At 64.5% G+C, this 21,489-nt stretch carries 19 protein-coding genes; 13 read left to right on the forward strand and 6 right to left on the reverse strand.

All coding sequences use genetic code 11. From position 1 onward, the window contains the following. The first annotated feature begins 52 nt into the window (after window positions 1-52). Complete coding sequence (locus tag DBR46_RS00105) at window positions 53-835, forward strand: helix-turn-helix transcriptional regulator (protein WP_124524613.1); 783 nt, start codon at window positions 53-55, stop codon at window positions 833-835. Here the strand turns inward: DBR46_RS00105 and DBR46_RS00110 are convergent. Both DBR46_RS00110 and DBR46_RS00115 read right to left on the reverse strand, forming a co-directional pair. Next, window positions 826-1,929 carry a P1 family peptidase gene (locus DBR46_RS00110; RefSeq protein ID WP_124524460.1) on the reverse strand — a complete coding sequence of 368 codons (1,104 nt, stop codon included), beginning with the start codon at window positions 1,927-1,929 and terminating at the stop codon, window positions 826-828. The two genes, DBR46_RS00105 and DBR46_RS00110, sit on opposite strands and share 10 nt — an antisense overlap. A gap of 99 nt (window positions 1,930-2,028) precedes the next feature. Then, window positions 2,029-2,769, reverse strand: coding sequence for a class II aldolase/adducin family protein (locus DBR46_RS00115; RefSeq protein ID WP_124524461.1), 741 nt, complete (start codon window positions 2,767-2,769; stop codon window positions 2,029-2,031). A 266-nt stretch (window positions 2,770-3,035) separates the two neighbouring features. On the opposite strand from DBR46_RS00115, the gene DBR46_RS00120 reads away from it, so the two are divergent. Beyond that, window positions 3,036-4,166, forward strand: a complete 1,131-nt coding sequence (locus tag DBR46_RS00120; RefSeq protein WP_124524462.1) for an LLM class flavin-dependent oxidoreductase — start codon at window positions 3,036-3,038, stop codon at window positions 4,164-4,166. 11 nt (window positions 4,167-4,177) lie between these two features. Then, window positions 4,178-5,239, forward strand: a complete 1,062-nt coding sequence (locus tag DBR46_RS00125) for an ABC transporter substrate-binding protein (protein ID WP_124524463.1) — start codon at window positions 4,178-4,180, stop codon at window positions 5,237-5,239. On the opposite strand, the gene DBR46_RS30185 is transcribed toward DBR46_RS00125, so the two are convergent. Next, complete coding sequence (locus DBR46_RS30185; protein ID WP_158619141.1) at window positions 5,222-5,362, reverse strand: hypothetical protein; 141 nt, start codon at window positions 5,360-5,362, stop codon at window positions 5,222-5,224. The two genes, DBR46_RS00125 and DBR46_RS30185, sit on opposite strands and share 18 nt — an antisense overlap. A 144-nt stretch (window positions 5,363-5,506) precedes the next feature. Between DBR46_RS30185 and DBR46_RS00130 the strand changes: the two genes are divergently transcribed. The 5 genes from DBR46_RS00130 (at window position 5,507) to DBR46_RS00150 (ending at window position 11,429) form a co-directional block, all read left to right on the forward strand. Beyond that, the gene (locus tag DBR46_RS00130) at window positions 5,507-7,747 is read left to right on the forward strand and encodes a TonB-dependent receptor (RefSeq protein ID WP_124524464.1); all 2,241 of its coding nucleotides are present in this window, start codon (window positions 5,507-5,509) and stop codon (window positions 7,745-7,747) included. Window positions 7,748-7,749: 2 nt separating this feature from the next. Beyond that, window positions 7,750-8,931, forward strand: a complete 1,182-nt coding sequence (locus DBR46_RS00135) for an MFS transporter (protein WP_124524465.1) — start codon at window positions 7,750-7,752, stop codon at window positions 8,929-8,931. 142 nt (window positions 8,932-9,073) lie between these two features. Continuing rightward, the gene (locus DBR46_RS00140) at window positions 9,074-9,856 is read left to right on the forward strand and encodes an ABC transporter permease (protein WP_124524466.1); all 783 of its coding nucleotides are present in this window, start codon (window positions 9,074-9,076) and stop codon (window positions 9,854-9,856) included. Beyond that, entirely contained in the window at window positions 9,853-10,608 is a 756-nt protein-coding gene (locus DBR46_RS00145; protein WP_124524467.1) for an ABC transporter permease, read from the forward strand. Before DBR46_RS00140 ends, DBR46_RS00145 begins: the two co-directional genes overlap by 4 nt. A gap of 17 nt (window positions 10,609-10,625) precedes the next feature. Then, the gene (locus DBR46_RS00150) at window positions 10,626-11,429 is read left to right on the forward strand and encodes an ABC transporter ATP-binding protein (RefSeq protein ID WP_124524468.1); all 804 of its coding nucleotides are present in this window, start codon (window positions 10,626-10,628) and stop codon (window positions 11,427-11,429) included. 154 nt (window positions 11,430-11,583) lie between these two features. Here DBR46_RS00150 and DBR46_RS00155 read toward each other — a convergent pair whose 3' ends face one another. Beyond that, complete coding sequence (locus DBR46_RS00155) at window positions 11,584-12,651, reverse strand: sigma-54-dependent Fis family transcriptional regulator (RefSeq protein WP_124524469.1); 1,068 nt, start codon at window positions 12,649-12,651, stop codon at window positions 11,584-11,586. Between the two features lie 267 nt (window positions 12,652-12,918). Between DBR46_RS00155 and DBR46_RS00160 the strand changes: the two genes are divergently transcribed. The 5 genes from DBR46_RS00160 to DBR46_RS00180 are packed head-to-tail and all read left to right on the forward strand — an operon-like array spanning window position 12,919 to window position 19,071. Next, a complete protein-coding gene (locus DBR46_RS00160) occupies window positions 12,919-14,268 on the forward strand; it encodes an amidohydrolase (RefSeq protein ID WP_124524470.1) in 1,350 nt (449 codons plus the stop codon). Next, a complete protein-coding gene (locus DBR46_RS00165) occupies window positions 14,265-15,335 on the forward strand; it encodes an ABC transporter substrate-binding protein (protein WP_124524471.1) in 1,071 nt (356 codons plus the stop codon). Before DBR46_RS00160 ends, DBR46_RS00165 begins: the two co-directional genes overlap by 4 nt. Before the next feature lie 21 nt (window positions 15,336-15,356). Further along, complete coding sequence (locus DBR46_RS00170; RefSeq protein ID WP_124524472.1) at window positions 15,357-16,541, forward strand: LLM class flavin-dependent oxidoreductase; 1,185 nt, start codon at window positions 15,357-15,359, stop codon at window positions 16,539-16,541. Next, complete coding sequence (locus tag DBR46_RS00175; protein ID WP_124524473.1) at window positions 16,541-18,124, forward strand: ABC transporter substrate-binding protein; 1,584 nt, start codon at window positions 16,541-16,543, stop codon at window positions 18,122-18,124. Before DBR46_RS00170 ends, DBR46_RS00175 begins: the two co-directional genes overlap by 1 nt. After that, complete coding sequence (locus tag DBR46_RS00180; protein ID WP_124524474.1) at window positions 18,121-19,071, forward strand: ABC transporter permease; 951 nt, start codon at window positions 18,121-18,123, stop codon at window positions 19,069-19,071. Before DBR46_RS00175 ends, DBR46_RS00180 begins: the two co-directional genes overlap by 4 nt. 128 nt (window positions 19,072-19,199) lie before the next feature. On the opposite strand, the gene DBR46_RS00185 is transcribed toward DBR46_RS00180, so the two are convergent. Continuing rightward, complete coding sequence (locus tag DBR46_RS00185) at window positions 19,200-20,654, reverse strand: ABC transporter ATP-binding protein (protein WP_124524475.1); 1,455 nt, start codon at window positions 20,652-20,654, stop codon at window positions 19,200-19,202. Continuing rightward, window positions 20,651-21,487, reverse strand: coding sequence for an ABC transporter permease (locus DBR46_RS00190; protein ID WP_124524476.1), 837 nt, complete (start codon window positions 21,485-21,487; stop codon window positions 20,651-20,653). The genes DBR46_RS00185 and DBR46_RS00190 overlap by 4 nt, the downstream gene beginning before the upstream one ends. Between the last annotated feature and the right edge of the window lie 2 nt (window positions 21,488-21,489).

Here is a 21,489-nt window from a genome sequence, read left to right on the forward strand (position 1 = left end):
ACCCCCATGGCACAAAATCACTTCGATGGGGTAACCCCGAATGGGTAGCGAGATGCACCTGACCTTGCAGGACCTGGCCTGGCATGACGCCGTCGGCCGGCTGATCGAGACGCTGGACCGGCCGAATTTCTGGACGTCACTCACGCGCCTGCTCGGGCGTTATGTGCCGATGGACAACTGGGTGGTGTTGATATTCAGCGCAGGGCGCCCGCAGTTGCTGGCCGAGTCACCGGCGCAGGAAAGCGCCAGCGACTCGCTGTTCCAGGACTATCTCAAGGGCTTGTACTTGCTCGACCCGTTTTACCTGGCCAATCGCGAAGCGCCGCAAAGCGGCTTGTTCCAGTTGGATGATGTCGCCCCGGAATGCTTTGAGCAGACCGACTATTATCAGCGCTACTTCCGCCTCAACATCGTCGCCGACGAGATCCACTTCAATGTGCAACTCGACGCCGAGCGCACCCTGAGCCTGTCCCTCGGCAGCAGCACACGCTTCAGCCACGAACACTTCGCGTTGCTCGGGTTGATCCAGCCATGGGTCGCCGGGCTGATGCGCCAGCGTTGCCTCTTTGAACAGGGCTTCAAGCGCGTGCCAGAAGCCGCAACCGACTGGCAGGAACGCGTGGATTCCCCCGGGTTGCACATCAGCTCAACCCTGACCAGCCGCGAAACCGAGGTGGCCCAGTTGATGCTCAGTGGCTGTTCGAACAAAGAGATCGCGCGCAAGCTGGCGATCTCGGCCGAGACGGTTAAGGTGCACCGCCGGCACCTGTACAACAAGCTGGGGATCAAGTCCCAGTCCGAGCTGTTCCTGCTGTTCCTGCAAGCTCAGGAGTGAGGCGCCCAGCCGACCTGTTTCAGCGCCGCCAGCAGTTGCTCGGGCTTGAGGGCCAGGGCGGTCTTGCCCCGGCCGTGCAAGTCGTTGGCGGCCAGCATGGCGTTGAGGATCGCTTCTTCAACCGCGTCCGCCGCCGCGACAAACAACGCCGAGATATAGTCGTTGTTGACCATCTGCAACGCCGTCGTCGGCGCCCCTGGCTGCCCCAGGTTGGCCACCGGCAAGCCGTTGTTGCCCACCGAGAACGCGATGAAAATATCGCCACTGTCGTCTTCGGTGCCGCCACCCACCCGTGCCAAACCGATGCTCGCCCGCTGGGCCAGGCGTGTGCATTGGTGCGGCAGTAACGGCGCATCCGTCGCCAGGGTAATCACGATGGAGCCCATGCCTGGCACGCCGACATTCACCGGGCCGTCGTAAGGCGAAGGCACCTCGCGCAACACGCTGCCAACCGGGTAACCCGCCACCCGCAATGCGCCGCGCGCGCCGTAGTTGGCCTGCACCAGCACGCCGACGGTCCAACCGCCCTCCTCCTCGCTCAGTACCCGTGACGACGTGCCGATACCGCCCTTGAATTCATGGCAGATCATGCCGGTGCCACCGCCCACACAACCTTCCTGCACAGCACCGCTACGGGCGTCACGCAGCGCTGCGTGGACATGCTCGGCCGTCACGTGCTGGTCCCAGATATCACTGAGGATGCCGTCATAGGTTTCCAGCACCACGGGCATGCACCAGTAGGTGTGCTGCTGGCCCATCTCACGCTCGGCGGCGACCAGCGCATCACGCACCACGCCGACGCTGTGGGTATTGGTGTAGGCGATGGGCGTGGTCAACAGGCCGGCTTCGCGAATCCACTCCAGGCCCGTGGCGTCGCCGTTGCCATTGAGCACGTGCACACCGGCAAAACACGGCGCCAGGTGCGCGGCAACCGCACGCGGTTCGATGACGGTCACACCGGTGTGCATGGAACGGTCGGCGTGCTCGGCATTGAGGGTGTGATGGCCGACGCGCACGCCGGGAACGTCAGTGATGGCGTTGAACGCCCCCGGTTTGCCGTCGCCGATGGTGATACCCAGATCTCGTAAACGCATGTTTTTACTCTTGATTGTCGAGTGAAGAACGTGCGGTAAGTCTAGGTTCACCCTGCGGCGGTGACGATAACCCCCTGTTGTTAACCCCGAAGCGTTAGGTCATCGCACCGGTGCAACCAACGTGCGCCCCTGCTCCCACAACCCGGTCATGCGCCATTGCTGCTCCAAAACACCTTCACCGAACGGCCGCACGCCCCCGAGGTTTTCCCCCAGTGCCTGGAAGTAAGCGCCCTCTTCAAACAGCAAGATCCATTCAGCCGATTGCAACAGGGCCGGCCCAAAGAACGTCGCGCCGCCATTGGCTTCCAGCACCGCTGGCGTGTGCGGGTTGGCGGTGAGCACATCCAGGATAAACTCGGCTTCAGGCTGACGCCGGTCGATGTACACCGGCAGCTCGCGGGCCAGCGTTACCCGTTGTGCCGCAGCATAGTTGAGCGGGAACACCCGATGCGCCGCCGCATAACCTCCCAGGTACGGCGTGTGCACATGGATCACCACGTTGACCTGCGGCGCGCCGCGAAAGGTCGCCGCATAACGGCGGCCACCACCGCCCTGGCGGCTGGCGCTCAGGGGCTGGCCCGGCGCCAGGTATTCATCCAGATGCACCACGCCGTCGTAGCTCGCGACCACCGCACGGATGCTCTGGTCATCGTCCCACGGGCCAGGCGTGGCCACGACGATCAGCAAGTCGCTGCCCGGCACCCGCACATGGGCCTGGAAGGTGTTGGTGGCGGTCAAGGTGCGGGTGTCCTTGAGCACCTTGAAAATCTTCGCGGTATCACGCTTGGTCTGTTCGACCTGGTGCAGCAGGGCTTCACTCAACGGGGCAGGCTGGCTCACTTGATGAACTCCAGAATCAGGAAATGGGTTACTCCATCTCTCAGCTCTCAGCACGAGTTGTGCCAGCCGCCACAGGCCCGTGATCCGGGGCATGTACGCCGCGCGGATGTTGTCTCCCCAGCAACCACTGCTGACCGACTGCTGCCACAGCAGCACCCGGCCCTGCTCACCGCCGGATCGAGCCTGCGATTACGCCGCCCTGGGGGACTGGCATGGGCGTTGCTATCAGCCTCTGCAACGTTTTCCATTTCCTTTCGGGAGCCTGTATGAGCACGGAGTTTTTCTGGCGGTTGCCCCTGGGCACCGACGGCCAGCAACTGAGTACAGACCTGCACAACCGCGGCAGCTTCAACCGCAGCCCTGGGCATATCGCGCCAGGCCATCGGCCCAACGGCGAGCCGGATGGCTTCACCTACATCGACTACATCGCGCAGGTGGCCAAGGCCGCCGAGCTGGCCGGCTTCGAAGGTGCGTTGTTGCCCACCGGCCCGGAGCCGTGGATCGTCGCCGCGGCGCTGGCCCGCGAGACCCGGCGCATTCGTTTCCTGGTGGCGTTCCAGGCCACGTGGACCCTGCCCGCCTACGCCGCGCAGCAGGCCGCGATCCTGCAACACCTGAGCCACGGGCGCCTGGACTGGAACATCATCACCGGCGGCAACCCGGCCAGCCAGCGCGCCCAGGGCGATTTCCTCGAACATGACCAGCGCTACCGGCGCACCGGCGAATTTCTCGACATCATTCAGGGCCTGTGGGAGCACGAGACGTTCTCCTATGAGGGCCAGGTCTACCAGCTGGAGAACGGTTCACTGCCCCCCGGCCTGCGCGCCGAACGCAAACCCGGCGTGTACTTTTCCGGCTTCTCCGAGCCTGCGCTGGACGTCGCCGCCAAGCACGCCGACGTGTACCTGAACTGGGCCGAGCCGTTGGACAAGCTCCAGCCGCACATGGACCGGGTTCGCGAGCGCGCCGCGCAACAAGGCCGCGAAGTGCGCTTCGGCCTGCGTGTGGACTTGTTCGCCCGGGAAACCGAAGAAGCCGCCTGGCGCGACTTGCGTCGCCAGTTCGACGCCGTGGGCAATCGCGGCAGCAACGAGGCCAAGGCCTTTGTCGGCGGCTCGGATTCGGTGGGCGCCGCACGCCAGACCGCCTATCACCAGAATGTCGACCGCTTTGAAGACCTGATTATCGGCCCCAACCTGTGGGCCGGCTTTGCCAAGGCCAAGCCCGGCCCCACCGTGGGCCTGGTAGGCAGCCATGAAAACGTCGCCGAACGCCTGGCCGAGTACCGTGACGCGGGTTTCTCGACCTTTATCCTCGCCAGCAACCCACACCTGGAAGAAGCCCTGCGCATCGGCCAGGAAGTATTGCCGCTGGTGCAAGACCGCCCTTCGCGCTGAACAGGATGACCATGAGCACACCTTCTCTCGACACCCTCTGGTACACCCACAGCCCGGTGCCGACCGGCCTCGGCATCGCTGTGGAATCAGGGCGCCTGGCCGAGGCGTTCCTGCCTTCGGGCACCAATATCCAGGCCCTGCGCGAGTCCAGCGAGCGGGATATCCGCGAAGCCCATTACGACCATCACCTGCCCAATTCCGTGCGCCACGGCGGCAACATTCCGGCGATCTGGGCCTACGCCAACGGCGGCGACACGCGCCTGCTGGGGTTGTCGTGGAGCGACGAAGTGCAGTTGATCCTGACCACCGTTGAAAGCGGGGTCAAAACCGTGCGCGACCTCAAGCACCGCCGCTTCGGCATCCCCAAGTGGGCCAACGTGCAGATCGACTTCACCCGCGCCCAAGCCCTGCGCGGCCTGGAAAATGCGCTGAAACTGGAAGGCATGAGCGTCAGCGACGTGGACCTGGTGGACTACCCCTACGGCGGCACCTACAGCGATGAACAGATGCGCCACGTCCACGGCGCCCAGGTGTCGTTCGGTTTCAACCGCGCGCAACGGCGCAACAACGAGCTGATCGGCCTGCTGCGCGGCGACATCGACGCGATCTTTCTCAAGGGCGCCCACGCCGTGCAACTGGCTGCCGAGTTCGGCCTGCATGTGGTGATCGACACCGGCTCCCACCCCGACCCGATGATCCGTTCCAACAACGGCACGCCGCGCACACTCACCGTGGACGGGCATTTGCGCGAGCATCACTTCGACGCCGCGAAAACCATCGTCGACTGCGTGCTGCGCGCCGAGCAATGGGCCTGGGCCAACCCCGAGAAGACCCGCCAGTTCCTCGCCCGCGAACTCAACACCAGCGAGTACTGGGTGGCCACGGCCTATGGCGAAGATGCCCATCGGCGCCTGCGCACCATGCTCGATGAACAGTCGATCCTGGCGTTGCAGGACTTCACCGATTTCCTCCATCGCTGGCAGTTCATCCCACGGCGTTTCGATGTGCGTGACTGGATTGATTTCAGCGTGCTGGAAAGTGTCCTCGGTGCCACTTCACGCTTGTCCGTCTAGTTTCATGTCGCGCACCTTGGCCGGCTTGCCGGCCTTTTTTTCGCCCATGGAAAAGCCCGCCTGCTCACCCGCAAACAGCCCCTTGCTGACCGGCTGCTGCTGGGGCAGCAACACCTTGCGCAAATACAAATAAAATCCTTAATTATCAACAATATAAAACTTGGCACAGGCCCTGCTATAGCGCTGTAGCTTTCAAGGTTTGCAGCGCACTTAAAAGACAACTTAAGCAGACCGAAAAGTACCAGCACCATTACTTTCGGAGGGGTTATGTACCGCATCAACAGGATCACCCACAGCCTATGGCTGGCCACGGCATTGACCGGCACGCTGCACAGCCTGCCCGCAATGGCACAGGAACAAACGCCCGCCGCCGACGACAGCGCGCCCACCCTCAAGTCGGTGACGGTCACCGCCCAGCGCCGCGAAGAAAGCGTGCAGGACATCGCCAACGCGGTCAGCGCCGTGTCCGGCGAAAGCCTCGGCCAGACCGGCACCGACTACATCGGCAAGGCCCTCAAGTTCGTGCCCAACGCCCAGGCCAACAACCCGGACGGCGATGCACGGCCGCGCTGGTACATTCGCGGCGTGGGCACTGGCGACCAGGGCGCCGCCACGGTGTTCCCGGTGGGCGTGTACGTCGACGATGTGTACCTCAACGCGCCGCTGGCCGGCGGCGACCCGCTGTTCGACCTGGACCGCATCGAGATCCTGCGCGGCCCGCAAGGCACGCTGTATGGCAAGAACACCACCGGTGGCGCGGTGAACATCCTGACCAAAAAACCGAGCTTTGAGAACGACGGCTACGCCACCCTCGGCTACGGCAGCAAGAACGAGAAAATCGTCAATGGCGCCATCGGCGGCACCCTGGTGGAAGACCGCCTGGCCGCGCGCGTCTCGCTGTATTCCAAGGAGCGCGACGGCTTTATCAAGAACGTCTATGACGACAAGGATTACGACCGCGTCGACAACAAAGCCGTGCGCCTGCAATTCCTCGCCAAGCTCAACCCCGACCTCACCGCACTGTGGACCCTGCACGACAGCCAGACCCGCGGCACCGCAGCGGGCCTGTTGCCGGTGGGCAGCTTCCCCTGGCTGGGCGGCTATAACCGCAGCAACCCGGACCGGCGTTACATCGACAGCAACGTCGACAATAAATCGAAGATCGAACACGCCGGCACGGCCCTGACCCTCAACTACGACCTGGGCGACTACCGCCTCACCTCGATCAGCGCCTACGACGAAACCAAGCAACGCAGCATCAGCGATGATGACCTGTCGCCGGTGGAAAGCGGGCGCAACTACACCAATAACCGCTGGCGCCAGTACTCCCAGGAATTCCGTGTTGCCTCGCCCACCAGCGAGACCCTGCGCTGGATCCTCGGCACGCACTTCTTCCACGAAGACCTGCAAAGCGCCGGTGCCACCTCGGCCTTGCCGGATGAAGGCGCGTCCGAGGCCAGCTATACCGGCACCTCATTCAGCCATAAAAACACCAGCTACGCGTTGTTCGGCAACCTGGCCTACGACTTCACCGACCAGTTCACCGTTACCGGCGGCCTGCGTTGGACCCGCGAGAAAAAAGCCATCGACCTGGACCTGGTACAAACCACCGGCAGCAACTTCAACGGCGACTGGTGGGACTCGGGCTCCCTGCAAAACCCGGTGGACGTGACCGGCGCCGGCATCACCACCAACGGCAATGCCAAGCGCAACAAGACCTGGAGCGCGGTGACCTACGACCTGACTCCGGAATACCGCATCAACGACAACCTGCGGGTGTATGCCCGTTATGCCAAGGGCTTCCGCTCGGGGGCGTTCAACACCGGTTTGTCCAGCAGCCTGGAGCAGTTGAGCACGGTGCAGCCGGAAACCCTCAATTCCTACGAACTGGGGCTCAAGTCCGAGTGGTTCAACGGTCGGGTACACGCCAACGCCAACGTCTTCTACTACGACTACAAGGACATGCAGGTCAGCGCTACCACCACCACCGCCAGCGGCAGCCTGGTGTCGTTGCTCACCAATGGCGCCGAAGGCACGGCGCGTGGTGCGGAGTTCGAACTGGAAGCCCAGGCCACCGACAACCTGCACCTGCAACTGGCCGCCTCGGTGTTTTCCAGCGAGTTCACCGGCGACCTGTGGAAAGGCAACAGCTTTATCCGCGCGCCACGCCACACCTACGCGCTGGGCGCCGACTACCGGTTCCCGCTGGATATTCCAGGCGCCCTGGTCCTGGGCGGCGACCTGCGTTACCAGAGCAAGGAGTACTTCATCTCGGCGTACCAGCAGTCGCAGTGGACCTGGCTCAACCAGGGTGGCTACACCGTCAGCAATGCGCACCTGAGCTACACCACCGCCGATGAGAAGTACAACATCACCGGCTTCGTCAATAACCTCACCGACAAGCAGTACCAGAACCACGGCATCTCCCTCAACCGTGGCAGCGCGCCGTATTGGGCATCGTTCGGTGACCCGCGCACCGCCGGTGTGACCGTGACGGCGAAGTTCTGAGGATGCCCGTGAAGACCTCGCGCCCGGGATTCCTGGTCAACTTCATGCTGCTGGCCACGTTCAGCGGCGCCACCATCGGCATGGCCAAGATCGTCACCACCTTGTACGCCCTGTCGTTGGGGGCGAACGCCATGCAGGTGGGGATTATCTCGGCGATGGAATCCTTGGGGATGGTGTTTCTCACCCTGCCTGCGGGTTTCGTGATCGCCCGCTATGGCGCCAAGCCGATCTACTTTGCGTCGAGCCTTGGCCCGATGCTGGTCAACCTGCTGATCCCGCTATTCAGCGGTTGGCTGTGGCTGGCGCTGGCGCAGTGGCTGATCGGGTTGTTCATCCCGTTTCGCATCGTGGCGATGAACAGCGCCTTCCTGCGCGAACTCAAGCACCTGGGGCTGAGCAAGGCCGGCTGGTACCGCGGCGCCTTGACCCTGGGCCTGGGCTTGCTGGGGCCGCTGCTGGGCAACCAGTTCAGCGGCGAGGGCCAGTTTCACTGGGCGTTTGTGCTGATCAGCCTGTGCTTTGGCGCGATGGCGGTGTACAGCCTGAGCTTCTGGGAAGGTGAACCGCCCAGCGAGCGCGCGCCTGCGCTCAACCTGGCGGACATGTTCAGCGAAGCCCGTGGGCTACTGGGGCATCGAGAGATCCGCGAGCCGTGCGCCATGGAGGCGCTGAACAGCGCGACCACCTCGGTGTTCAGCACCTTCATCATCCTCTATGCGCTACAGGAGGCGGGCCTGTCTCAGGACCGTGCGGTGGCGTTGGTGGTGATTGAAGGGATCGGCGCGGTGCTGGCGCTGTTTGGCCTGGGGTACGCGCTGCGTCACCTCAGCCAGGGCTTGGCCTATGGCGTGAGCCTGCTGTTTGGCATAGCGGCGCTGCTGCTGATCGGGCTGAGTCGGGACTTTGTCTGGCTAGCCCTGGCGGGGGTTCTGCTGAGCCTTGCGGCCGCCGCGTTGCACCTGCTGAACATGAACCAACTCAGCCAGCAGGTACAGGACAAGAGCAAGGTGTCGGGGCTGTTCCAGCTCGCCTCCATGGCCGGCGGTTTTGTCGGAGCCATGGCGGGCGGTGTGATCAGTTACCTGATCGGCCTCGGCCCTCTGTTTATGTGCTGGGCGCTGCTGATCCTGGTGATCGCGGCGACCTGGTATACGGCACGGCGCCACGTGCCGGTCGCGGCCTGACTGCTGCTGTAGCAGCAGTGCACCAGCAACGCGTTGCCCTTGCAGCAGCGCGGCTGCCCTCCTTCACCCGTGTTTGCCGGGCCTTGGGCCTTGGCATACAAGCTGCACTAATCGCCTGAAGCAGACTGATAAGAGTATCCCCATGCCCCAACCCTCACTGCCGGCGCTTGCGTCCCGGCTCTCTTGGCTTATTTCGCCGCTGGCCTTGCTTGCCCTGTGGGCCGGCGTCGCGGCGGCCGGGGTATTCCCCCGGCAGTTGCTGGTGCCGCCCGCCCAGGTGTGGCGCACCTTTGAACTGCTGCTGGCAAATGGCGAACTGCTGGACCACTTGCTCACCAGCCTCGGCCGCCTGGGCTGGGGTCTGGCCATTGGTGCAGCGAGCGGGCTGCTGTTCGGCTTGCTGATGGGGTTGTCGAAAACCATGGAAGCCTATTGCGGGCCGCTGTTCCATAGCCTGCGGCAGATCCCCAGCCTGGCCTTGATTCCTTTGCTGGTGCTGGTGTTCGGCATCGATGAAATTTTCAAGATCGTCATCGTTGCCGAGGCCGCGTTTTTTCCGCTGGCGTTGGCCACCAGCCAGGGCGTCAAGGGCATTCCCCGCAGCTATTTCGAGGTGGCGGCGGTGTATCGCCTGCCCTGGCTGAGCCTGGTCAGGGCGGTGGCGCTGCCAGCCGTGACGCCGCAGATGGTCACCGGCCTGCGCATCGGCCTGACCCGCGCCTGGGTGGTGCTGATCGCCGCCGAACTGCTGGCGGCCGACAGCGGCCTGGGGCAGATGATCGAGATGGCGCGGCAGATGTTGCGCATCGACGTGGTGATGGTCGGCATCGTGGTCACCGGCCTGGTCGGCTTCGCCCTCGACTGGTCCCTACGTCGCCTTGAGCGCCGCTTGCAACGCTGGCAACCGACGCGGGTGGTGCCATGAAGCGCCTGTTGCACCACACCCGTGGCGCGCTGCTGCCCCTGCTGTTGCTGGCCGCCTGGGAATATGCCTCGCGCCAGGGTGCCAGCGGCGCGTACGCCGTGGTGCCGTTGGCGCAGGTGGTGGCTGGCTTGGTGGAGATTGTCGGCAACGGCGAGCTGCTGACCAACCTGCTCGCCAGCCTGCTGCGCACCAGCCAGGGCCTGCTGTTTGGCGTGCTTGCCGGGACCGTGCTTGGCGCCAGCATGGCGTTGTCCGCGTGGGGCGAGCGCTTGATTGCACCGCTGTTCCATAGCCTGCGGCAAGTGCCGATGCTCGCCTGGATTCCCTTGATCGCGCTGTGGTTCGGCAACGGCGAAAGCTCCAAGGTGCTGATCATCGCCCTCGCCGCCAGCTACCCGATGGCCCTCAACACCTTCGAAGGCTTGCGCCAGGTGGACGCGCGCCACCTGGAAGTCGCCCAGGCCCTGGTCCTCAACCGCCGCCAACGTTTTGCCCTGGTGCTGCTGCCGTCGGCACTGCCAAGCCTGTGTACCGGCGTGCTGCAAGCGATTGCCTTCGCCTGGGTCACAGCGGTGGGCAGCGAACTGTTCCTCTCTGCCGGCCCCGGGCTGGGCAACCTGATGATGAATGCCGAAGCCGGCGCGCGCATGGAGATCATCTTGCTGTGCGTGATCAGCATTGCCGCCCTGGGCTACGGCATGAGCCTGTTATTCACCTGCCTGAGCCGCTACCTGCTGCGCTGGCGCCCCTGATTCTGGAAGGCTTGGACATGACTGCAATCGCACCGGACATTGTTTCCCTGACACCCCACATCCTGCCCGGCGCCCTTGAAATCAAAGGGCTGAGCAAGGACTACAACCTCAAGGGCCAGCGCCTGGCCGTGCTCGATGGCATCGACCTGACGGTTGCCCCCGGCGAGTTTGTCAGCATCGTCGGCCCCAGTGGCTGCGGCAAATCCACCTTGCTGCGCTTGATCCTCGGCCTGGACAACGACTACAGCGGTCAGATCCTCCTCGACGGCCAACCCGTGACCGGCACCAGCCTCGACCGTGGCATCGTGTTCCAGGACCATCGTTTATTCCCGTGGATGACCGTCAGCCAGAACATCGCCCTCGCCCTGAAAAACCACCGCCTGAGCGCCAAGGCCAAGCAGCAGTTGGTGGACGAGCACATCGCCAAGGTCAACCTCGAAGGCTTTGCCGACGCCTACCCGCACCAACTCTCCGGCGGCATGGCCCAACGCGCCGCCATCGCCCGCGCGTTGATCAACACGCCAAAAGTGCTGTTGCTCGACGAACCCCTGGGCGCCCTGGATGCCCTGACCCGGGTATACCTGCAACAGGAACTGCAACGCATCTGGGTCAAGCAGCGGTGCACGGTCATCATGGTCACCCATGACATCGAAGAGGCGCTGTACCTGGGGGATCGGGTGATCGTGATGCAGGCGCATCCGGGCAAGATTCGGCGGGAGATTGCGGTGGGTTTGCCCCATCCGAGAGATCATCTGTCGCCAGAGTTGCATGGGTTGAAGGCGCAGTTGCGCGCCGAGTTGCTAGGGGAACATCAGGCCTGACACATACAAAAATGTGGGAGCTGGCTTGTGTGGGAGCGGGCTTGCTCGCGAATGCGGAGTATCAGTCACCTATATTTCGACTGATCCACCGCATTCGCGAGCAAGCCCGCTCCCACAGGGGATGGTGTTGAGTCAGGCCGTAAGCGTGCGCCTGTCACTCAACCTTTGCCGGATACCCCCCAATCGGCGGCAATTCCCCAATCTTCTCCAACCGCGCCCGCACAATATTGCGGCTGATCCCCAGCAACCGCCCGGTCTGCAACTGGTTGCCATGGCAGAACTGGTACGCCGTGCGAAACACCTGTTCCTCGATATGATCGAACAGGTTGTCCAGGTTCTTCTCGAACAAACTGATCAACGCCGACTCCAGGTCACCGCCTGCCGCAGGTAGCGCCTGGATCTCCTGACGCACCGCCGCACTCATCTCCACCAGGTGCAAATCCCCCGGTTGGATCAACTGCTGGCGGCACACCAGCAACGCGTGGTGAATGGCGTTTTCCAGCTCACGGATATTCCCCGGCCAGTTGTGCGCCAACAGCTTGCGCTCGGCCTCTGGGCTCAGTTGCGCGCTGCTGTAGCCCAGGCGCCGGCAGTGTTCGGCGACAAAGAACTCGGTGAGCGGCAGGATGTCCCCCGGGCGCTCGCGCAGCGGCGGCAGGCGGATGGTTGCGACGTGCAGGCGGTAAAACAGATCCTCGCGAAAATTGCCCGCGACCACCGCATCCGCCAGGTTGATATTGGTCGCCGCCACCAGCCGCACATTGATCGGAATCGGCGTACGCGAGCCCAGGCGCACCACTTCGCGCTCCTGCAACACCCGTAGCAACTTGACCTGCATGCCCAATGGCAAATCGCCGATCTCGTCGAGGAACAAGGTGCCGCCGTTGGCCGCTTCAAACCAACCGGCCTTGTTCTGCGTAGCGCCGGTGAAGGCGCCCTTCTCATGGCCGAACAGTTCGCTCTCGACCAGGGTTTCGGGGAACGCGCCGCAGTTCACCGCGACAAAGTTGGCCTGGCTGCGCCGACTCAAGTTGTGGATCTGCCGCGCCACCAATTCCTTGCCGGTGCCGGTCTCGCCGATGATCAACGCGTTGGCCTCACTGGGCGCCAGGCGCTCGATGCGGTTGAGCAGTTCCTGGGAACGCGGGTCTTTGAAAACCAGTACGGTGGCCCGCACCGTTTTGCTCAGTTCACGGGCGTTGGGGTGGGTGAGCAATGACATCTTACGGTCCTGTTTCCAAAGTACTTGGGCGCCATAGTGAACCAAGCCGCATAGATAAAATAATTATTAATTGGCATTTGAATATTCCAATAAAACATATGAGATTCACTGCTGCTGGAGCAGCAATCCATCAGCAATCGGTCGCTGCTGATTCAGCAAAAGCCCAGTCGAAAACGCCGTAAAACCCCGAGAACAGGGGATGTGGGCGGCTGGCATGCATTCTGCGTTGTCCCTCGGCATTCGTCGTTTGAACCCCGAGGCTTTTGCATGAAGTTGACCTGCCCCCTCCCCGCGCTGCTCGCCGCCCTGTTGGTCGCGCCCCTGGCCTGTGCCGTCGAGCTCGACCCGCAACGGTTGAGCCAACTGGACCAAGACATCCAGCGCGCCACCCCGCAGTTGATCGAACTGCGCCATGCCATCCACCAGCATCCCGAACTGGGCAACCGTGAGTTCGAGACGGCCAAACGCGTGGCCAAGCGTTTGCGTGAACTCGGGCTGACGGTGCAGACCGAAGTGGCCCACACCGGCGTGGTGGCGATTCTGCGCGGCGGCAAGCCCGGCCCGGTGGTGGCGATCCGCTCCGAGCTGGATGCGCTGCCCGTCACCGAGCAAACCGGCCTGCCCTACGCTTCCACGGTCAGCGTGCCCTACAGCGGCAACGACTTCAGCCAGGCCGGCAAGACCGTCGGCGTGATGCACGCCTGCGGCCACGACGCGCACATCGCGATTGTGCTGGGGGTGGCCGAAGTGCTGGCCAAGCACAAGGACAGCCTGCCTGGCACCGTCAAGTTCATCTTCCAGCCCGCCGAGGAAGGCGTGCCGGTGGGCGAGAAAGGCGGCGCGCGCCTGATGATCGAACAAGGCGTGCTGGCCGAGCCGGCGCCGCAGGCGATTTTCGGCCTGCATGTGGGGCCCGGCGTGTCCGGCTCGCTGTCCATCAGCCGCGAGCGCACCACGGCAGCGGCCGACACCTTCGTCGCCACCGTGACCGGCGAACAAACCCACGGCGCCTTCCCCTGGGCCGGGATCGACCCGATTCCCCTGGCGGCGCAGATCGTGCTGGGCTGGCAAACCATCCCGAGCCGGCAGATGGATCTGGTGGCGCTGCCGGCCCCGGTGATTTCCGTCGGGCGCATAGACGCCGGTGTGCGCAGCAACATCATCCCCGCGCAAGTGCGCCTGGAAGGCACCGTGCGCACCTTGAGCCAGGCCCAGCGCGACAACGTGATCGAACGCCTGCGGCGCACCGCCAGCAAGATCGCCGAAAGTGCCGGCGCCAGTGCCAGCATCGACATCACCCCGACGTACCCGGCGGGCTACAACAACAGCGCGCTGGTGGATGCGCTGCTGCCGCAACTCAAGGCCTCATCCAAGCTGCCGGTGGACATCGAATCCGGCGTCTACGCGGCGGACGACTTCGCTGAATACTCGCGCAAGATCCCCGGCGTGTTCTTCGGCCTCGGGGTGACGCCCGACGGCATCGACCCGGCGCACACCTGGCCCAACCACTCCCCCAAGTTCCTGGTGGACGACAACGCGCTGCCGGTGGGCGTGCGGGCGCTGTCCCGCGTGACCCTGGCCTATCTCGCCAACAACGGCTTTGGAGCACAACCATGAAGCTGCCCTACAAACGCTTGATCGCAGCACTGGCGCTGATTCCCGCGCTGAGCGTGTTTGCTGCCGACACCCCGAGCAGTGTGCGCATCGGCATCGTTTCGTTCACCCAGGGTGGCAAGCCGGTGTTCGGCGGCATTCCCGGGCGCGTCATCGAGGAAGGCTGGCTGCAGCAGGAACTGCAAAAACGCGGGGTTACCCTGGAGTGGCAAGCCCTGCCCCACGCCAACGCCGGGCCGCAGATCAACGAAGGTTTTTCCAACAATGGCCTGGACTTCGCCGTGCGCGGTGACCTGCCCTCGGTGATCGCCCTGGCCGGTGGCGTGCCCGGCAAGCTGGTGGTGCCCGGCGGCAGCGGCAATAACATCTACCTGGTGGTGCCCAAGGATTCGCCTGCGCAGTCCATCGCCGACCTCAAGGGCAAGCGCCTGGCCCTGCACCGTGGTCGGCCGTGGGAGTTCCCGTTCAGCCAGTTCCTCGCCAGCCAGGGCCTGGCGCTGAAGGACTTCAAGATCGCCAATATCAATCCGCAGGTCGGTGCGGCGGCGGTGTCGGCAGGCAAGGTCGATGCCGCCGTGCTGCTCAGTGAGGCCTATCTGCTGGAAGACAAACAGGTCGGCCGGGTGCTCTGGTCCAGCAAGCAAGGCGACACTGACTGGCGCCTGGCCTCGGACCTGTGGGGCACCGAACGTTTTGTCGATAGCCAGCCGCAACTGACCCAACTGGTCGCCACCGCCTGGGTCAAGGCCAGCCAATGGTTGGCCGATGAGCATAACAGCGCTGAGTACTACCGCTTCTCGTCCCTGGCCGGCACCCCGCAAAGCGTGCTGCGCCGTGATGATCAAGGCGACCCGGTACCGTGGGTACAACGCTGGGCCCCGAAGACCGATGCGCAGTTGCTCAAGCACTTCGCCGCGCTGTCCCAGTACGCCCTCGACAACCAGTTGATCAGCAGCCAGCCCGACTTCAGCCAGGCCCTGGCCACCCGTTTCACCGACCAGGCGATCCGCGACCTCGGCCTGATCGACCTGTGGCCCAACCTCAAGGCCCAGGTCGAAAGCGCCCGCTAACTTTTCCCAGGAGACTGCTTGATGAGCATCGACTTCTTCACCCGCCTGCCCTTGCATGGCGAAACCCAATTCCTCCCCGGTGACCCGCGCAACCGCGGCGACTGGCAAGCCCCGGAAAACAACAGCGGCGCCGTCTCGGACTTCGCCGTCGGCGACCCGTTCACCTACATTGACTACCTCGGGCAGATCGCCCGTGCCGCCGAGATCAACCGCTTCAGCGGTGTGCTGATGGTCAACGCACCCAGCGGCGAAGAACCCTGGACCGTCTGCTCGTTGCTGGCACGGGAAACCCGCACGCTGAAATTCGTCAGTGCGTTCCAGCCCTTCCATTTCTCGCCCTTCGTCGCCGCGCAGATGGCCGCCACCTACCAGCGCGCCAGCGGCAACCGCCTGGTGTGGAACATCATCAACGGCGGCTCCGAAGTGATGCAGCGCCAGGTCGGCGACGTCACCGGCCACGATGAGCGTTATGCGCGGGCCAGTGAGTTCATGGATGTAGTCAAGGGCTACTGGAACAACGAAAGCTTCCACTACAGCGGGCGCTACTACAGCGCCGAAGGCGGCGGCCTGCGCGGCCCGCAGAAAAAAGCCGAGCTGCCGTTGATTTGCACCGCAGGCTCTTCCGAAGCCGCCCGCGAATTCGCCGCCAAACACGCCGATTACTACCTGATGCGCGCCGAGCGCCCGGAAGAAATCCGCGCGCTGATCGACGACGTGCGCCGCCGCGCCGTGGCACATGGCAATGGCACGCTGCGTTTCGGCTTGTCGGTAGACGTGGTCACCCGCCCCAGCGAAGACGAAGCCCGTGCCGAGGCCCGGCGCTTTTTCGACGAAGGCGTGGCCAAGGGCGTGGTCCAGCAACTGGCGGCCCACGACGGCCTGCGCTCGGCGCGCAAGCTGGGTTTTGAACATGAATACGCGCAAAAACAGGCACCCGGGTTCGATGACTTTTTCATCCACCCCAATGTGTGGTCCGGCTTCGGCTATATCGGCGTGCCGCCCGGCGTGGCGCTGGTGGGCAGCTACGCCCAGGTGATTGAACGGATTCACGAGTACAACGCGGTGGGCATCGAGCTGTTTTTCCTCGCTGGCTACCCGCACCTGGAAGAAAACTATCGCCTGGGCGAACACATCCTTCCGCACTTCCGCCACCTGCGCCAACCCGCGGCGCGGCAGCCGGCCCAACCCAGCGAACAGGTGGCGTGATGGATCAGACGCTTTTCAGCCGCCGCCGTTTTCTCGGCAACAGCCTGACCCTCGGTTCTGGCCTGGTACTCGGCAGCAGCCTGCTCAGCGCCTGTGGCGACGGCGCAGCACCGCAAGCCTTGGCGAATACCCTGCCGAGCGGCCCGCAGTACGGCGGGCGCCTGCGTCTGGGGGTGATCGACGGCAGCCGCAGCGGCAACCTCGACGCCCATAAACCGGTGGGCAGCGGAATCATTCGCGGTTTTGCGCTGTACAGCAAACTGTGGGAATGGGACGAAAACATGCTGCCGCGCCTGGCCCTGGCCGAGGAGGCCGAAGTCAGCGCAGATGCACGCACCTGGACCCTGCGCCTGCACAAGGACCTGGAGTTCCACCACGGCAAGACGATCGACGCCGATGACCTGGTGTTCTCCATCCGCCGCCTCACCGACCCACAACTGGCCTCGCCCTACGCGGCGCTGCTGCACTGGATCGACCGCGACAACCTGGAGAAACTCGACAACCGCACCCTGCGCGTGCGCTTCAAGGACGGCGCCGGCTTCGTGCCATTGCCGGAAACCTGGGTCAACTTCGGCGGCATCGTGCCAGTGGACTATCACCCGGTGACCAATCCAGTGGGCGCCGGCCCCTACAAATTCAAGAGTTTCAACCCGGGCCAGCGCTCGCTGTTCACCCGCTTCGAGAACTATTACAAGGCCGGCAAACCCTATGCCGATGAATTGGAGATCATCGATTTCAAGGACCAGACCTCACGTCTGGGCGCCCTGCAATCCGGGCAGATCGACCTGGCCAACGGCTTGGCCAACGAACACCTGCGCCTGGTCCAGGCGGATCCCAAGCTGCACGTGCTGACCTCGGTCACCGGCAACTGGCTGACCTTCGACATGAACCTCAGCCAGGCACCGTTCAACGACCCGCGCGTGCGCGAAGCCTTTCGCCTGATGGCCGACCGTGAAGAACTGGTGGCCCGCGCCCTCAACGGCCAGGGCCGCGTGGCCAACGACCTCTATGCGCCCAACGACCCGACCTTCGACCACAGCATCCCGCAGCGCAGCTACAACCTGGAACGCGCCAAAGCCCTGCTGCGCGAAGCCGACCAGGAGCACTTGAGCGTAGAACTGGTGGCCGACCAGGACAGCGGCGGCGTCGGCTCGGCGCTGGTGTTTGCCGAACAGGCCAAGCGCGCTGGCGTGGACATTCGCGTGCGTCAGGTCGACAGCGCCACCTTCAACGGCCCGCAACTCACCGAGTGGCCGCTGAGCACCGGCGGCAGCATCGGCGCGCCGTTCCTCACCTGCGGGCTGCACTCCGACGCGCCGGTGTCGGTGGCCAACAAGACCCACTTCAGCGACCCGCGCTTCGACCAGCTGTTCCTCGAGGCCCTGGCCCAACCCGATCTGGAAAAACGCCGCGTGCTGGTACACGAAGCCCAGCAGATCCAGCATGACAAAGGCGGCATGCTGATCTGGGGCTACGCCAACCTGCTCGACGGCATCGCGAACCGGGTCGGCGGCGCCCAGGCGGAAAAAACCCTGTTCCCCACCTGGCGCTTCGACAGCCTGTGGCTCAAGGAGCCCGCGTGAGTGGGCTGGCACGGCGCGTGTTGTCCGCGCTTGGCAGCGTGCTGCTGATCAGCTTGCTGGTGTTCCTCGCCATCCGCCTGCTGCCGTCCGACCCGGCGCGGGTGATCCTCGGGCCGGGCGCGCCCGAGGCGTCGTTGCAGGTGCTGCGCGAACAACTGGGCTTGCACTTGCCACTGTGGCAGCAATACCTGCACTGGCTGGGCGCGGCGCTGCAGGGTGACCTGGGCCTGTCCCTGGACTCCCAGGTGCCCGTGACCCAGCTCCTCGGCCAACGCTTCGCCAACTCCCTGGCGTTGCTCCTCCCCGTTGCCCTGTGCAACCTGCTGCTGGCCGTGGGGCTGGGTACGCTGCTGGCGATGTACCGCGACCGCTGGCTTGACCGCCTGACCCTGCCCCTACTGGTGATGTTCAAATCATTGCCGGGGTTTGTGCTGGCGATCGGCTTAATCATGCTGTTCGCCACCAGCCTGTTCACCTGGCTGCCAGCGGTGTCGCTGCTCGACCCGGATCACTCGGCGTTCACCCAGGGCCGCTACCTGGTGCTGCCCGTGGCCGCGCTGGTGCTGGCGAGCGCGCCGTACCTGATCCGCCTGGTGCGTGGGGCGATGATCGAAGCGCTGCACAGCGACTACCTCGAAGCCGCCCGGCTGCGTGGCCTGCAACCCTGGCGGCTGGTGCTCGGCCATGCGCTGCCCAACGCCATGCTGCCGCTGATCCAGGGCCTGGCGTTGACCCTCAGCGTGTTTTTCAGCAGCACGTTGCTGGTGGAGATGGCGTTTACGTATCCGGGGGTGGGCAGCCTGCTCAACGATGCGATTCGCCTGAGGGATGTGCCGGTGATTCAGGGTGGGGTGAGTGCGATTGCGGCGTTTGTGGTGGGGGTGAATTTGCTGGCGGATGTGCTGGCGAGGCTATGCGTGCCCAAACTGCGTACCCAACACCTCTGACTACATGGGATCAAAACTGTGGGAGCGGGCTTGCTCGCGAATGCGGTCTTCCAGTTGATGAATTCATGGCTGACACACCGCATTCGCGAGCAAGCCCGCTCCCACATTTTTTAGCCCGCGTACATCCGTTACTCAAGTGTCATGACCCGATCCGCAATCGCCCGCACCACATTCAGATCATGGGTAACAAACACCAGCGCCATCCCCTCCGCCTGCAACCCCCGCAGCAATTCGAGGATCGACGCCTGCACCGACACATCCAGCGCCGAGGTGATCTCATCGCAAATCAGCAACCTCGGCTCGCACACCAGCGCCCGGGCAATCGCCACACGCTGGCGTTCGCCACCGGACAAACTGCCGGGATAGGCATCGGCGATGGCTACGGGCAAGGCCACGCGGGTCAAGGCTAGCTCGATGCGTTCGCGCAGTGCCGCGCCGCTCAGGCCGAAGAAGTGCCGCAGTGGCGTGGCCAGGCTTTGCGCCACGGTATGGCGCGGATTCAACGCACGCAGAGGGTTCTGGAAGATGTACTGGATGCGCCGCCGTTGCTCGGACGAGCGTGCGCCCACCGCCAGGCTCAGCGGTGCGCCGGCAAATCGCAGGCGCCCTGCCGCTTCCTGGGCCAGGCCGACCAACGCGCGGGACACGCTGCTTTTGCCGGAACCCGACGCGCCCACCACGGCCAGGCATTCGCCCCGGCGCACATGCAGGTTCACCCCTGCAACCACGCGCCGCCCGGCATAACTCACCGCCAGCTCATCGACCTCCAACAACAGCGGCTGCTGCGACAAGTCCTCCAGTGGCCGCGCCGCCAGCCTTGCCGCAGCCAGCAAGCGTTGGCTGTACGGGTGTTGCGGCTGGCGAAACAACTGCGCGGTCTCGGCGCATTCCACCACCCTGCCGGCGTACAGCACCATCACCCGGTCGGCCAGGGACTCGACCACGCCGAGATCATGGGACACGTACACCGCCGCCACGCCCTGGGTTTTGCACAACTGGCGCAAGGCGGCCAGGAAGTGCGCCTGGGTGGTCACATCCAGCGCGGTGGTCGGCTCGTCGAGCACCACCACTTGCGGACGCAGGATAAACGCCAGGGCGAGCAATACCCGCTGCTGCTGGCCGCCGGACAATTGATGGGCAAAGCGCCTGAGAAAGCCTTGGTCATCCGGCAACCCCACTTGCTGCAAGGTGTCGCGCAGGCGTTGCTGGCGAGCCTCCCGCGACAGCTGTGGCGCATGAGCGGCCAGGGTTTCCTGCAACTGGCCGAGGATGCGCAGCGCAGGGTTGAGCGCCATCGCCGGGTCCTGGGGGATATAGGCGATCACACCACCCCGGGCCTGGCGCAAGGCTTCGCCCTGCAAGCCGAGCAGATCAGTGCCGGCGACAAGCACCTGCCCACCACTGATCCGCGCGCCCTTGCGCACATGCCCGAGCAACGCGGTGGCCAGCGTGGTCTTGCCCGAGCCGGACTCTCCCACCAGGCCGAGGATTTCTCCTGGGTTCAGTTCGAAATGGATATCGGCAACCACCGCCTTGCCGCTGTCCAGTTGGACCCGCAGGTCCTGCACACGCAACGGCATCATGGCGTGTGCTCCAGGACCCCGGCGCGCACCCGGCCGATGCCTTCGGCGAGCATGTTGCTGGCATAGGCGAACACGCCGATCAGCAGCGCCGGCACCAGCACCGCCCAGGGTTGCAGGACCAGCCCGCCCTGGTTCTCGCTGATCATCAGGCCCCAATCCGCCGCCGGCGGCGCCACGCCGTAACCGAGAAAGCTCAGCCCCGACAAGATGCCGATGGCCCAGGTCAGCATGCTGCCAAAATGCACGAGCATGGGGGTGAGGATATTCGGCAGCACTTCGCGCAGCAGCAGGTGGCGGCGCGGCAAGCCCATGGCCCGCAGCACTTCGATGAACTCCTGCTCGACCACAGCCTGGGTGCTGGCGCGGGTCTGGCGGATCATGCCGGGCAAAAACGCGAAGGCCACCGTCAGCACGATCAGCCACGGCTCGCGCCCCAGCAGCGAGACCACCAGCAGCACCAGGATCAACTCGGGAAACGCCAGGGACAGGTCGGCGCTCCAGCGGATCAAACGGTCCAGCGGCCCACGGGAAAAACCCGCCAGCAGCCCCAGGCCCGCGCCCACCAGCAACGCAAGCAATGCGGCCGCCAACGCCATCCACACCACGCTCCAACCGCCTACCAGCACCCGTGACAGCACGTCATGCCCGAGGTAGTCGTAGCCCAGCGGCGCACGGGTGCTGGGCGCGCCGTACACGGGCCCGAGCAGTTCACTCGCGCCATGGGGCGCCAGCAGCGGCCCGGCCAGTGCCAGGCCGATCACCAGCAGGCTCAGGCCGGCGCCCTGGCGCACTTGTCGATTGGCGGCCAAGGCACGCCAAGGTAAGCACAGCATCA

This window comes from Pseudomonas sp. KBW05 (genome assembly GCF_003852405.1).
Taxonomy (GTDB): Bacteria; Pseudomonadota; Gammaproteobacteria; order Pseudomonadales; family Pseudomonadaceae; genus Aquipseudomonas.

Bases quoted from the DNA above. Each gene is read 5' to 3' on its own strand.
- DBR46_RS00105 (WP_124524613.1), top strand. From the start codon at position 53: ATGCACCTGACCTTGCAGGACCTGGCCTGGCATGACGCCGTCGGCCGG.
- DBR46_RS00110 (WP_124524460.1), bottom strand. From the start codon at position 1,929: ATGCGTTTACGAGATCTGGGTATCACCATCGGCGACGGCAAACCGGGG.
- DBR46_RS00120 (WP_124524462.1), top strand. From the start codon at position 3,036: ATGAGCACGGAGTTTTTCTGGCGGTTGCCCCTGGGCACCGACGGCCAG.
- DBR46_RS00125 (WP_124524463.1), top strand. From the start codon at position 4,178: ATGAGCACACCTTCTCTCGACACCCTCTGGTACACCCACAGCCCGGTG.
- DBR46_RS00130 (WP_124524464.1), top strand. From the start codon at position 5,507: ATGTACCGCATCAACAGGATCACCCACAGCCTATGGCTGGCCACGGCA.
- DBR46_RS00135 (WP_124524465.1), top strand. From the start codon at position 7,750: ATGCCCGTGAAGACCTCGCGCCCGGGATTCCTGGTCAACTTCATGCTG.
- DBR46_RS00140 (WP_124524466.1), top strand. From the start codon at position 9,074: ATGCCCCAACCCTCACTGCCGGCGCTTGCGTCCCGGCTCTCTTGGCTT.
- DBR46_RS00145 (WP_124524467.1), top strand. From the start codon at position 9,853: ATGAAGCGCCTGTTGCACCACACCCGTGGCGCGCTGCTGCCCCTGCTG.
- DBR46_RS00150 (WP_124524468.1), top strand. From the start codon at position 10,626: ATGACTGCAATCGCACCGGACATTGTTTCCCTGACACCCCACATCCTG.
- DBR46_RS00155 (WP_124524469.1), bottom strand. From the start codon at position 12,651: ATGTCATTGCTCACCCACCCCAACGCCCGTGAACTGAGCAAAACGGTG.
- DBR46_RS00160 (WP_124524470.1), top strand. From the start codon at position 12,919: ATGAAGTTGACCTGCCCCCTCCCCGCGCTGCTCGCCGCCCTGTTGGTC.
- DBR46_RS00165 (WP_124524471.1), top strand. From the start codon at position 14,265: ATGAAGCTGCCCTACAAACGCTTGATCGCAGCACTGGCGCTGATTCCC.
- DBR46_RS00170 (WP_124524472.1), top strand. From the start codon at position 15,357: ATGAGCATCGACTTCTTCACCCGCCTGCCCTTGCATGGCGAAACCCAA.
- DBR46_RS00175 (WP_124524473.1), top strand. From the start codon at position 16,541: ATGGATCAGACGCTTTTCAGCCGCCGCCGTTTTCTCGGCAACAGCCTG.
- DBR46_RS00185 (WP_124524475.1), bottom strand. From the start codon at position 20,654: ATGATGCCGTTGCGTGTGCAGGACCTGCGGGTCCAACTGGACAGCGGC.
- DBR46_RS00190 (WP_124524476.1), bottom strand. From the start codon at position 21,487: ATGCTGTGCTTACCTTGGCGTGCCTTGGCCGCCAATCGACAAGTGCGC.